We start from the raw sequence: 13,269 nt of genomic DNA on the forward strand, positions 1-13,269 counted from the left end.
GTCGTGCTGCCGGACGCACCGCGTCAGGTAGTCGCGGGCTACGCTCGGGTTCTGGAGGGTGACATGAAGGTCGTGGTTCCGGGGGGAACCGGTCAGGTCGGTGGCGTGCTGCGGCGGGCGCTGACCGCGGCGGGTCACGACGTGGTGATCGTGAGCCGCAGCAGCGGCGTGCGCTGGGACGGCCGCACGCTCGGACCGTGGGCGGCGGAGGTGGACGGCTGCGACGCGGTCGTCAACCTGGCGGGCCGCAGCGTGAGCTGCCGTTACACGCGGGAGAACCTGGACGAGATGATGCGCTCGCGCGTCGACTCGACGCGGGTCGTCGGTGAGGCGATCGCCGCAGCGGCGAGGCCTCCGCGGGTCTGGTTGCAGATGAGCACCGCCACCGTCTACGCGCACCGGTTCGACGCGCCGAACGACGAGGCGACCGGCGTGATCGGTGGCGACGAGCCCGACGTGCCGGACTACTGGGCGTTCAGCGTGGACATCGCGAAGAACTGGGAGTCCGAGCTGTTCGCCGCGGACACCCCGCACACGCGCAAGGTCGCGTTGCGCAGCGCCATGGTGATGAGCCCCGACCGCGGCGGCGTGTTCGACGTGCTGTCGTGGCTGGCCAGGCTCGGGCTCGGCGGGCCGGTCGCGGGTGGTCGGCAGTACGTGTCGTGGATCCACGACGACGACTTCGTGCGCGCCGTCGAGCTGCTGCTGGACTCCGACCTGGCCGGCCCGGTCAACGTGGCCTCACCGAACCCGGTGCCGCACCGCGAGTTGATGCGCGTGCTGCGATCGGAGTGGCGGATGCCGGTCGGGCTCCCCGCGACCGGCTGGATGGCGGAGGTGGGCGCGTTCCTGTTCCGCAGCGATACCGAGCTGCTGCTGAAGAGCCGTCGCGTCGTGCCGGGTCGTCTGCTCGCCGCCGGATTCCGGTTCCACCACCCGGGCTGGGCCTCGGCGGCGAGCGACCTGGTGCAGCGTCGGAAGAAGAGTTGACGGCGGTCGGTTCCACCAGGCCGTCCACCGCGGACCGGGATTCCCGGTTTGGTACGGCAATTCACGTCGGTCACGAGACGACCGCGCATCCCGGGACCCCGTAACGTCACGCACCACTCGCCGCACGTGTTTTCCCTTGACGTCAGGCGGGCGGAAGGAATGTGATTTCGTCCATTCCGCTTTCGCCGCCACATCAGGGAGCTTTCATGCTCATTCGGAGAGCGCTCTCCGGACTGTTCGTCGTGCTGGTCGCCGCAGCGTGCGGTGACCACTCGGGAGGGGACGTCCGCACCACGGCCACGCCCAGACCCGTCGTCGGTGTCATCCTGCCCGACGACGAGACGTCCTCCCGCTGGACCGAGCAGGACAGCCCCAAGCTGGCCCAGGCCCTGCGCTTCGCCGGGGTGGAACCGCTGATCCAGGACGCCGACAACGACGAGGCCACGTTCACGCGCATCGCCGACGACATGATCGGCCGACAGGTCGACGTGCTGATGACCACTCCCCTGAGCCCGGCCGGCGGTGCCGCCGTCGAGGCGAAGGCCGAGGCCGCCGGCATCCCGGTCATCAACTACGACCGGCTGAGCCTGGGCGGCCACGCCGACTACCTCGTCACGTTCGACAACGTCGACGTCGGCGAACTGCAGGCCGAGGGTCTGCTCAACTGCCTCGGCGACGCCCCGGGCGCCCGGATCATCGAGCTCCAGGGCTCACCGACGGACAACAACGCGACCCTGTTCCGGGACGGCCAGCGCCGCCGGCTCGGTCCGCTGTACGACAACGGCACGTTGACTCTGGTGGAGAGCCACGCGGTCGCCGGGTGGGCCGTCGAGGAGGCGAAGGCCGCGTTCACCCGCATCCTGGACGCGCACGGCGGCCGGGTGGACGGCGTGGTCGCCGCCAACGACGGCTTGGCGGGCGCGGCGATCGAGGTGCTCCGGGACCGGGGCCTGGCCGGTGGGCGGGTTCCGGTCACCGGTCAGGACGCCACCCTCGACGGCCTGCGCGCGATCCTGCGCGGCGACCAGTGCATGACCGTGTTCAAGCCGATCCGCGACGAAGCCGAGGCGGCCGCCCGCCTCGCCGCCGCCCTGGCCAAGGGCGACGTCAGCGGCGCGGACGACCTCGCCACCGGCAACACCCACGACGTCGCGTCGGACCGGGACGTCAAGTCGGTGCTGCTGGGCGCCGACCTGGTCACCCGCGACACCGTGCGCCGGCTCGTCACGTCGGAGAACGCGGTCAAGGCCGAGGACCTGTGCACGGACGACATCGCGCCGGTGTGCGCCGAGCTGGGCATCCTGGTCAACTGACCACCGGGTCGGGCGGGCGGTGGCCGGGCAGCGGACGGATCAGCCGAGGTGGATGACGGTGACCTTGGTCCCGTCGGTCACGGCGAACCGCGAGCCCGCCTCGTCCACCGCGATCCGCGCCGGCCCGGAGAACGGTTCGCCCCACACGATGGAACTCGTCGCGGTGCCCGTCGACAGGTCTGGCCATTCCGCGAGGAGCTCACCGGAGGAGCCGTCGAACAATCGGGGGTGTTCGTACAGCGCGAGGAAATCACCGCCCAGGGAAACGAGATCGCCCGCGGTCCGGTCGAGCCGCCTGCGCCAGGTGAACGACTCGGTGGCGGTCGACCACCGGGCCACCGCGTTCGACGCGAGTTCCTCGGGGCCTTCCGGGTCGTGCTCCTCCGGTGACGTGCTCAGCACGACGTCGTCGTCGATGAAGCACGCGCCGCTGATCTCCGCACCCACCTGGTGGGGCATGTCGAACGTGCCGTGCCACGAGTCGAGCGTGGTGGCGTCGGCGAGCGCCCGGTGCAGGTCGTAGATCGCCACGCAGTCCCACGGGTGCCACACCCAGCCCGCGCTGAGCAGGTAGCGGCCACCGCGCGACACGGCGAGGCGGGAGTGGAAGACGTCGGTGGTGTCCCGGTCCGCCGCGGTGAGCCGCTCGCCGGTGGCCGCGACCTCGATCTCCAGCCGGTTGTACGCCTCGGGGCAGTGCGCCAGGCCGGTGCGGCCGTCCGGCAGCGTGAACAGCGCCAGCGGGTACCGGTAGGCCTGCGCCTTGTAGTAGCTGCGGTCGACCTCGCGGATCAGCTCGCCGTCCGAGGTGAAGAGCAGGGCTTTCGTGCCGGTGCTCGCCATCAGAGCCACGACGTCGCCGAGGGGCGACGTGGTGGCGGCGTCGAACTGCGGGCCGTAGGACCCGAAGCGCTGGGACGACGGTGCCCCGTCGAGGGGAACGGACCGCCAGCCGGCGGCGACGTCGAACAGCCGCCCGCCGACCCAGACCAGCGCCTCGGCTTCGGTGACGACCTGCTCTCGGTGGATCTCTCGCACCACACCAGTGTGCGGACCGGCGCCAGCGGTTTTCCGGTCCGCCGGTGGGTGGCCGGTCGATCATCGGACGTTTCCAGACCCGACAACGTTCACTCGAATTGATGAACAAGCCCTTTACTCGCGAGATGAAGTCATGTTTCAGAAAATGGACGATATTCGCCGGTCCTGTAGACTTCCCGGCGGGGACCACGGGGGTGCGCGGAGTCGTACCGCTCGTGGATTGTTTTGCACGGGGGGATGACCATGAACGGTGACAGTGATCTGATCAGCGAACTGCTCAGACCGGTCCGACTCACCGGTGTGTTCCAGAGCAGGTGGCAGGCCCGCGCGCCGTGGGCGGTCACGGGGGGCACGTCCGAGCAGTGCGCGGTCCTGCACTACGTGTGCGAGGGGTCGTGCTGGATCACCTCGCGGGACCGCGACGTCGACCCGATCCGGTTGTCCGCGGGTGACGTGGCGATGTTCCTGCCCAGCGCGCCGCACCAGCTCTCGGACGAACCGGGCCGCCAGGCGGTGCCGCTGCAGGGCGTGCTGCCGTCCCGGGACGCGGGCACCTCGCACACCGTCGAGCTGGGCGGCACGGGGCAGGTGACCCGCATCCTGTGCGCCGGGCTGCACTTCGACCCGCAGCCGTCGTCCGCGCTGTACCAGGTGCTGCCCTGGGTGCTGGTGCTCGACGCCGCGCGGGTGGACCGCGAGCCGCTGCTGCGGCAGACGCTGGAACTGCTCGCCGGCCCGGGCCAGGAGCACGCGCCGGGCGCCGAGCTGGTCACGCTGCGGGCGTTCGAGCTGGCGCTGGTGCTGACCCTGCGCCCGATGCTGCGCGAGCTGTCGGAGTCGCCGCACGCGCTCAAGGCCATGCGCCACCCCGGCATCAGCCGCGCCCTGGTGATCATCTACACCCGGTACCAGGAGCCGTGGACCATCGACACCCTGGCCCGTGAGGCGGGGATGTCGCGGTCGGCGTTCACGTCGGTGTTCGGCGACCTGGTGGGCGAGGGACCGGCCCGGCACCTGGCGGGCAGGCGGATGGCGGAGGCGGCGCGGCTGCTCACCGAGACCCGCATCCCGCAGAACGCCATCGCCGAGCGCGTCGGCTACCAGAGCGCGGTCGGCTTCCACCTGGCGTTCCGCCGCTGGCTGGGCATCACGCCGGGCACGTACCGGCAGAACGCGTGGGCCGTGGCGGGATCTTAAGCGACCCGCGCCGGAGCTTTAATGATCCCCGGGACAGCGGCGTGGATCGTGGCCGTGTGCACACCACCAGAGCCGACCTGGCGTCGGACGCGCCCGCGACGACGGTCCGGCTGGCCGGCAACGAGATGCCGTTCGGGCCGCTGCCCGGCGTGGTCGAGGCCATCGCCGGTGCGGCGGCCGACGCGCACCGGTACCCGGACCCGGCCTCGGTCGGGCTGCGCGAGGCGCTGGCCCGCAGGTGCGGCGTCACGGCGGACCGGATCGTGACCGGGTGCGGTTCGGCGGCGCTGTTCGCGCACCTGGTGGCGTCGGTGGGCGGCGAGGTCGTCCACTCGTGGCGCTCGTTCGAGGCGTACCCGATGCTCGCCGCGGCGGCGGGCGGGACGAGCGTGCCGGTGCCGGTCACGCCGGAGCACCGGCACGACCTGCCCGCGATGGCGGCCGCCATCGGCCCGCGCACCCGCCTGGTCGTGGTGTGCAACCCGGACAACCCGACCGGCACCGCGTCCGGCCGGGCCGAGCTGGACCGGTTCGTCGCCCGGGTGCCTTCGGACGTCCTGGTCGTCGTCGACGAGGCGTACCGCGAGTTCGTCACCGACCCGGACGTGCCCGACGCGCTCGCCGCCTACGGTGACCGGCCCAACGTGGTGGTGCTGCGCACCCTGTCCAAGGCGTGGGGCCTGGCCGGGCTGCGCCTGGGCTACCTGATCGCGCACCCGGAGGTCGCGGCGGCGGTCGGGAAGGTCGTCATCCCGTTCTCCACCAACGCGGTCGCGCAGGCCGCCGGGCTGGCCGCGCTCGACGCCGAGGTCGAGATGGCCCGCCGGGTCGCGGTCGTGGTCGCCGAACGCGAGCGCGTCGCCGGCGAACTGGCCGACCTGGTCCCCGACGTGCCGCCCAGCCAGGGCAACTTCCTGTGGCTGCCGGTGGGCGAGGCCGCCGAGCACGTCGGCCGCGCGTGCGCGGCGGAGGGCGTGCTGGTGCGCGCGTACGCCGGGGAGGGCGTGCGGATGACCATCGGCACCCCGGCGCAGAACGACCGCTTCCTGGCGGCCCTCCGGCACGCGCTGCGCACCGGTCGCCGACCTCTTCCAGCTTGAACCGTGTAGTGAGAAAGGGCAGATCAGCGTGACGCAGAACGACGCGCGCAAGTTCCTCGTGTTCGGTGCCACCGGTTTCCAGGGCGGTGCGATCGCGCGGCGGCTGCTGGCGGAGGGCCGTCCGGTTCGGGGTTTCTCGCGGACCGCGGGCGGCTCACCGGCGAGCCCGCCGCCGGTCGAAGGGCTGGAGCACGTCTTCGGCGACCTGGGTGACCGCGATGCCGTCAAGCGGGCCTTCGAGGGCGTCACCCACGCGGCGGTGGTGCTGCCGCAGGTGTACGACCACGAAACCGTGCTGGCGCACGCGACCAACGTCGCCGAGGCGGCTCGCGAGGCCGGGGTGACCAGGCTCGTGTTCAACGGCAACACCCGCATCCCGGCCGCGAAGACGACGTTCTCCGGGTTCGAGACCCGGCGCGCCGCCGAAGCCGTGCTCGCCGAGTCGGGCGTGCCCACGGTGTTCGTCCGGCCGCCGGTCTACCTGGACAACCTGTTCAGCCCGTTCAGCGGGCCCGCGCTGGTGCGTGACGGCGTGCTGGCCTTCCCGCTGCCGCCGCACGTCCGGGTGGCGTGGCTGCCGCACGTCGACCTGGCCGACGCCACCGCGGCGGCGCTGACCACCGGGGCCGACGTGGCGGGCCGGGTGTTCGACCTGGGCGGCAAGGAGGTCGTCACCGGTCCCGAACTCGCCGAGGCGTTCGGCGCGGCGTTCGGCCGGCCGGTCCAGTACGTGCCGCTGGAGCCCGCGCAGTTCGAGGGCGGGCTGGCGCAGGTGTTCGGGCCGGAGACGGCGGCGGGCATCGCCGGCACCTACAAGTGGGCCGCGACCGAGGAGGGCGCCGACTCGCTGGTCGGCGACCCGGACGGGCTCGAACGGGCGCTCGGGGTGTCGCTCACCCCGCTCGCCGAGTGGATTTCCGCGCAGCCGTGGCACATCTGGGCGGAGGCCCCGGCACGGACCTGAGCGCGGTCACCAGGGGGAAGGGATCAACGAGAACCATGAGGATCTTCAAGGGGGTGCTGGCGGCGGTGGTGGCGGGTGTCCTCGTCACCACCGCGGCGCCGGCGGCGACCGCCGACACCGCACCCGCGGCGGTCGACCAGTACGTGCCCGGCGCGGTGGCGATCGGCCTGTTCTACGGGGCGTTCAACACCGGGCGGGACGAGTTGATGTACGGGGCGGTCACCGAGGACTGGGTGGACGACCCGGCCTGGCCCGGGCTCGGCACCGGGTACGAGGCGGCCCGTCAGGTGGTCCGCCAGGTGCGCACCGTCTTCCCGGACCTGCGCACCGACATCCTCGACTACCACGTCGAGGGCGACCGGGTCACGTTGTCCGTGCGGCACTCCGGGACGCACTCGGCCGAGTTCGCGGGCGTGCCCGCGACCTACCGGTACGTGTCGTTCGGGGCGGTGGAGACGCACCGGATCCGCGACCACCGGATCGCCTACACGTGGCACTGGGAGGACATCGACGAGTTCCTGGCACAGGTCCGGGGATAACGAACACGCACGCGGGCCGGCACACCGGTGGTACCGGTGCGCCGGCCCGCGTCACCACTGGGTGCGGAGGAATGCATGACGGCAACGCTGTTCACCGGCGGCTCGCGACGGGCCGACGACTCCGGTGACCTGAAGAACTTCCTGCTCGACAGCTCGGACCTGCCGAAGGTCGACGGCCTGGTGCGCAGCGAGACGGTGAGCCAGGAGGAGTGCCACCGGCTCATGGTCGAGGGGACCAAGGAGACGTACAGCCACGAGGAGATCTTCGGGCAGTACTGCTCGCTCGGCGAGTACATCGACGTGCCGTACGACGTCGTGTTCGAGTACGCGGCGAACGTGCACTCGATGGAGGAGTGGACGTTCAGCGTGCGCGACCTGCGGCACGTCGGCGGCGGGCTCTACCGCGGCACGGAGGCGATCCAGCCCAACACGGAGATCTTCATCCGGGCCGACGTGATGAAGGGACCCGAGCACGGGCTCGTGTTCTACCCGTGCGCCTGGGACCAGGGGCACGACCTGTGGATGCGGTACTACTTCACGTTCATCGACGCCCGCAAGACCCTGGGCAGGCCGGGGACGGTGGTGCTGTGGACCAACTGCAAGCACCCGTACTACGACCGGTCGGTGACCAACGTGCCGGACTACATCGCCGAGGGGCGCGACCGCACCGACCGCTACTGGGTCGGTGACATCTGGCCGAACTTCGACGCGATCCACAAGATCGAGATCGGCAACCTGAAGCGCATCCTGGAGCACCGCTTCGCCTCGGGCCACAGCCCCGGCTGACCCGCGGCCCAAGGGGGGTCCGCAGCGTGAACCGCTCCCCGGAGGTCGGACTGGACATCCAGTTCCGACTCTCCGGGGAGCGGTTCGGTGCGTCCGGGCAGTTCGCGCGAACGGGGACACCGCGCCAGGCTGGAGGCCCGGCGCGGTGTCGTGAGGCCAGGAGACGCAGGCCCGCCTAGGAGGCCGCGCCTGCCCACTCGGTCGTCGTCGCCTCGTCCGCCGGCAGGAACGGCGTGAACGGCGGCACCTCCTCGGCCGGGAGCCGCAGTTCCAGCAGACCGGGCCGGTCACCGTGCCGCTCGTGGTAGTCGGCCAGCCGGTCGCGCAGCTCGGCCAGGGTGCCGGCGGACCCGACCCACAGCCGTTCCGGCTCGCCGAGACCGCGGGCGACCGCCGCGATGTCGACCGGCGTGTAGCTCACGCACTCGATCCGGCCGTCGAAGAACGTCTGCTGCCGCGTCACGCACATGCCGTGCATGCCGTTGTTGAAGATCACGTACAGCGTGGGCAGGCCGAGGTCGACCGCGGTGTGCACCTCCAGCCCGTTCATCAGGAACGCGCCGTCGCCGCAGAACACCACCGTCCGGGCGCCCTCGGGCGAGCCGAGCTGCGCGCCGACCGCCGCACCGAGGCTGTAGCCCATGCCGCCCGCACCGAGCGCGATCGTCGACGACGTACCCGGCGGCACGTCGCTGAGGTGGATGACCGCCGACGCGCAGTTGCCCGCGTCCAGCACGATGTGCCCGTTGGTCGGCAGCCACGCGGACAGCGCGGTGATCGCCTCGCTCTGGGTCAGGTCGTCGCCGTCGTCACGCGGGTGCGGCGCGCGGTCGACCGGATCGGCGGGCCGCGGCACGAACCGGCTCAGCTCGTAGCGCGGGAACGGGCTCTTCGCGAACGGCTCCGCGGCCAGGTGCTCCAGCAGCAGCCGGGCCACCGCACCGACGTCACCGGCCACCACGATCGCGGGGTCCACCGCGCGCCGCGGGTCGTCCGGGTCGATGTTGACCACCGCCACCCGCGCCGGGTCGAGCGCGCCCAACGGGCCGCGGGTCATCACGTTGAGCCCCGCGCCCGCCACCACGACCAGGTCGGCGTCACCGATGACGGCGTGCGCCGACGGGTGGCCGGTGACACCGACGACGCCGAGGAACAGCGGGTCGTCGTTGGGGAACTCGGCACGGGCCGACATGGTCGTGGCGACCGGGACACCGGCCCTCCGGGCGAAGTCGACCACCGACGCGCCGTCCGGGCTGCGCCGCACGCCGTGCCCGAGCACCAGCACGGGCTTGCTCGCCGCACGCACGGCGTCGAACAGCTGCCGCACCGCCACCGGGTCCGGCGGCGCGCTGACCACCACGTCGGCCAGGTCTTCGGGCCAGTCCGCCGGGCGCGGCCCCACCGGCTGGTCGTAGACGTCACGCGGCAGCAGCAGCGCGACCGGTCCGGGCCGGCCGGACAGCGCGGTGTCGACCGCGTCGCGCAGCTGCTCCCAGAACCGCGCCGGGTCGACCTTGACGGTCTTCTTGGTGATCGCCGCCAGCATCGCCCGCGCGTCCACCGCCCGGCCGATGCCCGAGCCGTCCTGGAACGCGCCGCGCCCCTCCAGCGCGGCCGGCGGCTGCCCGACCAGGGCCAGCACCGGCACCGACTCGGCATAGGACTCGGCGAGCCCCACGGCGAGGTTCATCATGCCGCCACCGGACGTGGCGCAGCAGACGCCGAGGGTGCGGTGCACCCGGGCCCGGCCGTCCGCCATGAACGCGGCGCCGTCCTCACGGCGGGCCATGACCGAGGTCAGCCTGCCGTCGCCGAGCCGGTGCACGGCGTCGTGGACGTGCTCGACGTTCGCCCCGCTGACGCCGAAGACGTACCGCACGTCCCAGTCGCGCAGTGCACCCACCAGTGCGTCGGCCAGCGTTGACGTCAACCGGTCGTCGTCCTTCATGTTCTCCCCCATGGTTGTCATGTCCCCCGGTCAGCCGCCCTGCCGGAAGCGCGAGTGCGTGCCCGACCAGCGCAGCGCCATCGCGCTCACCAGGTCCCCACCGTTGGCGAACGTGCCGAGCGCCAGCACGTCACCGGGCTTCACCAGGCCCTCGTCCAGCGCGTCGGCCACCGTGACCGGGATCGAGCCGGCGAACAGGTTGCCGTACTTGGCGAGCGTGTCGTGGGCGCGCGGTTCCCCTATCCCGGTGCGCTCACGCCACTCCCGCAGGTAGGACTCGTTCGGTTGGTGGGTGACCAGCAACGCCACCTCGTCGGCGGTCAGCCCGGCCCGCGACAGGGCCTCGGCGACCGCGTCGGGGACCAGCGACATCGCGTTGTCGCGAATGCGCTCCAGCCGGTCCTGGGTGAAGTTGACCGTGATCGGCCCGCAGCCGCGTTCCCAGTAGTTCTTGAAAACACCCTCGACGACGTCGGGCTCGAAGCGCAGCAGCCCGTAGTTCTCGCCGTGCGAGACCTCGTAGGCCGACAGCACGCTGCGCTCGCCCGGTGCCACCAGAGTCGCGGTCGCGCCGTCGCCGAGCACCCAGGAACGCCGGGACTTCTGGAACTCCGGCAACCGCGAGACGAAGTTGGTCACCGTGAGCACCACGACGTTGCGGTGGATGCCGGACTCGATGAACGCGCGCGCGGTCTGCAGGCCCGACAGCCAGGAGCAGCAGCTCGTGTCCACCTGCAGCACGGCCGCCTGCGACGCGCCGATCGCCGACTGCACGGCCGGGCCGATCCCCGGCCAGAACGTGTCGTTGAACATGCAGTGGTAAATGATGAGATCGATGTCCTCGGCCGCGACACCGGTGCGGTCGAACAACTTCCGGCACGCCTCGGCACCGAGTTCGGCCGAGGTGAAGTCGGGCGAGGCGAAGCGCCTTTCAGCCACGCCGCGGAAGAATGAATTCCCACTTAGTTCGTCATCCGAACCGGCGGCGTCGGCGTTCGACACCACGCGGTCCGGCATGAAGTTGACCACGTCGACTACCTGCGCATCAGGCACTACGGTCCCCCCAGGGAAATTACTGAAAACTTTTACACGTTCGCCGGGCAGCGGTCATCGCTGCGATCGATGCTCTGGCACGGTCTACGCCCCCTTCAATCGAGTGTGTGTCAGGTCACAGCACCGAAGGGGATTACTGGATGATTGTTAAACGGAACGGACGAACATTTAACACCGGCCGCTGATCCACGGCCCACCGGCGGCCGGACGGCAACCTTCCCACCGCGGCCGATCCCCTGTCCATTCCGCGCCGATCCATCCGGGCGTCCGGGATCAGGGCTTCACCCGGTCGAGCAGGGAGAGGTAGGCGTCGAGCCGGGCGGCGCCGGCGAGCAGGTGGCGGCTGCGCGTGGTCAGCCGGTCCTGCCACGAGTCGAGGAAGGCGCTCAACGCGTCCGCGCCGCCCGCCTCGCGCAGCGCGTCGAGGAACCGCGCGACCTGGTGCAGCCGGTAGCCACCGTGGCGCAGCTGACGGGCGATCCCGGCGTCACGCACGGCCTCCGGCCCGTACTCGCGGTAACCCGTCGCCCGGTCGCGCTCGGGGCGCAGGATGCCGGTGGCCTCCCAGGTGCGCAGCGTCGCCGGGTGCACGCCGAGCCGACGTGCGAGTTCGCCCACGGTCAGCGGTCGTCCCCGCAGTTGGGCCGGTGCCGCGGTGGACAGTGCGCCGAGAGCCGCCGCGACCTCGGTGCGGGTGTCGCGTTCGGCGACCAGCGCGACGTGCGCGGCGTCGATGAGCCGGTAGGCGGACTCGGTGTCGCCCCGGTTGGTCGCCCGCATGATCTCGACCGCCCGCTGGTGCCCGTGCCCCGCGCGCAACGCCAGGAAGGCGTGCAGCGCCTGCGCGTGCAGGGGCGTGTAGCGCCGGTAGCCGGTCTCGCTGCGCTCGCTCGGCGGGAGGATGCCGGCGTCGTCGTAGTTGCGGACCGCCTGGGCGGACAACCCGTGCTCCCGGGCGAGGTCGATGGGTCGCAGGGTGCACCTCCGATTGAGGCTTGAGCATCAAAAGCCCAGGTGAATCTCGTGGAAGTCTCACGCGAACCTTCAACGATACGGTCAAGTGCAGTGTTCTCCTCCGAAGGGGTTGTCCATGTCCACTGCCGCCGCACCGCGTGCCCTCGGCCGCCCGCTCGACCACCCGGCCGACCTGGGCCGTGCCCTCGACGAGCTGCTCGCCACGCGGGCCGAGCCGCCGACCGTGTTCGCCCTCGGCGAGCCCACCCACGGGATCGAGGCGTTCCCGTTGCTGCGCAACGACGTCCTCGGCCACCTGGTCGAGCGCGGGTACCGGTCGATCGTGCTGGAGACCGACGTGTTCGCCGCGTCCGTGGTGGACGACTACGTGGCGGGCGGGCCCGCGGAGATCGACACCGTGCTCGCGACCGGGTTCAGCCACGGGTTCGGCGCCGTGCCGGGCAACCGCGAACTGGTCGAGTGGCTCCGCGAGCACAACGCCGGGCGCCCGCCCTCGGACCGGGTTCGCTTCCACGGCTGCGACGCGCCCGTGGAGTACTCCGGTGCGCCGAGCCCGCGACGCGCGCTGACCTCGGTCGTCGACTACCTGCCGCCGGCGCTGCGGCCCTCGTCGGCCGGCGACCTCGACGGGCTGCTCGGCGAGGACGCGGACTGGACGGACGAGGCGGCCATGTACGACCCGGCGGCGTCCATCGGCGACTCCGACCGCGCCCGTGCCCTGCGCGTCGTCGCCGACGATCTCGCGAGCGCGCTGCGCCGGGCGGCACCCGTCCTGCGTCCCGCCGATCCGACCGGCTACGACCACGCCGTCACGCACGCCCGCACGGCCCTGGGCCTGCTGCGCTATCACGCGGCCATGGCCGGTCCCGCGCCTGATCGCATGGCGGCGCTGATGAGCGTGCGCGCCGAGATGATGGCCGACAACCTGCTCGCGATCGTGGCGCGGGAGCGGCGACGTGGGCCGACCCTGGTGTTCACGCACAACTCGCACCTCCAGCCCGCGCGCTCGCACGTGTCGGATGATCACGGTGAGCTGAGCTGGGCGAGCGCCGGTGCGCTCGTCGCGCTGACCCTCGGCGAGCGGTACCTGTTCGTGGCCACCGACGCGAACCCCGACAGCGTTGCGGGGACGTTGCAGGGTGTGTTGGCCGAGGCGACCACCCGGCGTGCGCTGTTCCCGGCACCGGCCCTGCGCGCCGCGCTACCCCCGTCGACCGGCGCGGGCGAACCGATCGTGCCCGGCCACATCCCGCTCACCCCGGCGGACCTGGAGGGCGCCGACGCGGTCGTCTTCGTCGCCGACACCGACGGGAAGCGGCACCGGTACTGGTAGCCGCACTCGCTGCGGTGGAAGCGGCCCGCGTGG

Annotated in this window: 12 protein-coding genes; 8 read left to right on the plus strand and 4 right to left on the minus strand. The window is 71.9% G+C overall.

Going from position 1 to position 13,269, the window contains the following annotated elements; all coding sequences use genetic code 11:
• Window positions 1-63: 63 nt before the first annotated feature.
• The gene (locus B0I31_RS12230; protein WP_106615896.1) at window positions 64-990 is read left to right on the plus strand and encodes an epimerase; all 927 of its coding nucleotides are present in this window, start codon (window positions 64-66) and stop codon (window positions 988-990) included.
• A 206-nt stretch (window positions 991-1,196) separates the two neighbouring features.
• Window positions 1,197-2,303 carry a sugar ABC transporter substrate-binding protein gene (locus B0I31_RS12235; RefSeq protein ID WP_106615491.1) on the plus strand — a complete coding sequence of 369 codons (1,107 nt, stop codon included), beginning with the start codon at window positions 1,197-1,199 and terminating at the stop codon, window positions 2,301-2,303.
• Between the two features lie 39 nt (window positions 2,304-2,342).
• Here the strand turns inward: B0I31_RS12235 and B0I31_RS12240 are convergent, their stop codons facing one another.
• Window positions 2,343-3,341: a hypothetical protein gene (locus B0I31_RS12240; protein WP_146173827.1), complete on the minus strand. Its 999-nt coding sequence runs from the start codon at window positions 3,339-3,341 to the stop codon at window positions 2,343-2,345.
• Window positions 3,342-3,584: 243 nt separating this feature from the next.
• Between B0I31_RS12240 and B0I31_RS12245 the strand changes: the two genes are divergently transcribed.
• The 5 genes from B0I31_RS12245 to B0I31_RS12265 all read left to right on the plus strand — a co-directional run bounded on the left by B0I31_RS12245 (window position 3,585) and on the right by B0I31_RS12265 (window position 7,927).
• Window positions 3,585-4,538 carry an AraC family transcriptional regulator gene (locus B0I31_RS12245; RefSeq protein ID WP_106615897.1) on the plus strand — a complete coding sequence of 318 codons (954 nt, stop codon included), beginning with the start codon at window positions 3,585-3,587 and terminating at the stop codon, window positions 4,536-4,538.
• A gap of 56 nt (window positions 4,539-4,594) precedes the next feature.
• Window positions 4,595-5,638, plus strand: coding sequence for a histidinol-phosphate transaminase (locus B0I31_RS12250; RefSeq protein ID WP_219910676.1), 1,044 nt, complete (start codon window positions 4,595-4,597; stop codon window positions 5,636-5,638).
• Between the two features lie 28 nt (window positions 5,639-5,666).
• Window positions 5,667-6,602, plus strand: coding sequence for an SDR family oxidoreductase (locus tag B0I31_RS12255; protein ID WP_106615493.1), 936 nt, complete (start codon window positions 5,667-5,669; stop codon window positions 6,600-6,602).
• A 35-nt stretch (window positions 6,603-6,637) separates the two neighbouring features.
• Window positions 6,638-7,141, plus strand: a complete 504-nt coding sequence (locus B0I31_RS12260; RefSeq protein ID WP_106615494.1) for an ester cyclase — start codon at window positions 6,638-6,640, stop codon at window positions 7,139-7,141.
• A gap of 75 nt (window positions 7,142-7,216) precedes the next feature.
• Complete coding sequence (locus tag B0I31_RS12265) at window positions 7,217-7,927, plus strand: hypothetical protein (protein WP_106615495.1); 711 nt, start codon at window positions 7,217-7,219, stop codon at window positions 7,925-7,927.
• Window positions 7,928-8,102: 175 nt separating this feature from the next.
• Here B0I31_RS12265 and B0I31_RS12270 read toward each other — a convergent pair whose 3' ends face one another.
• The 3 genes from B0I31_RS12270 to B0I31_RS12280 form a co-directional block, all read right to left on the minus strand.
• Complete coding sequence (locus B0I31_RS12270) at window positions 8,103-9,896, minus strand: thiamine pyrophosphate-binding protein (protein WP_106615496.1); 1,794 nt, start codon at window positions 9,894-9,896, stop codon at window positions 8,103-8,105.
• Window positions 9,897-9,905: 9 nt separating this feature from the next.
• A complete protein-coding gene (locus tag B0I31_RS12275; protein ID WP_219910677.1) occupies window positions 9,906-10,904 on the minus strand; it encodes a 3-oxoacyl-ACP synthase III family protein in 999 nt (332 codons plus the stop codon).
• 297 nt (window positions 10,905-11,201) lie between these two features.
• Entirely contained in the window at window positions 11,202-11,903 is a 702-nt protein-coding gene (locus tag B0I31_RS12280) for a MerR family transcriptional regulator (RefSeq protein ID WP_106615497.1), read from the minus strand.
• A 115-nt stretch (window positions 11,904-12,018) separates the two neighbouring features.
• Here B0I31_RS12280 and B0I31_RS12285 point away from each other — a divergent pair, with 115 nt between their 5' ends.
• Window positions 12,019-13,236 (plus strand): erythromycin esterase family protein, encoded by a 1,218-nt coding sequence (locus B0I31_RS12285; protein ID WP_106615498.1) that lies wholly within the window; start codon window positions 12,019-12,021, stop codon window positions 13,234-13,236.
• Window positions 13,237-13,269: the final 33 nt, after the last annotated feature.

Source organism: Saccharothrix carnea, assembly GCF_003014735.1.
Lineage (GTDB): Bacteria > Actinomycetota > Actinomycetes > Mycobacteriales > Pseudonocardiaceae > Actinosynnema > Actinosynnema carneum.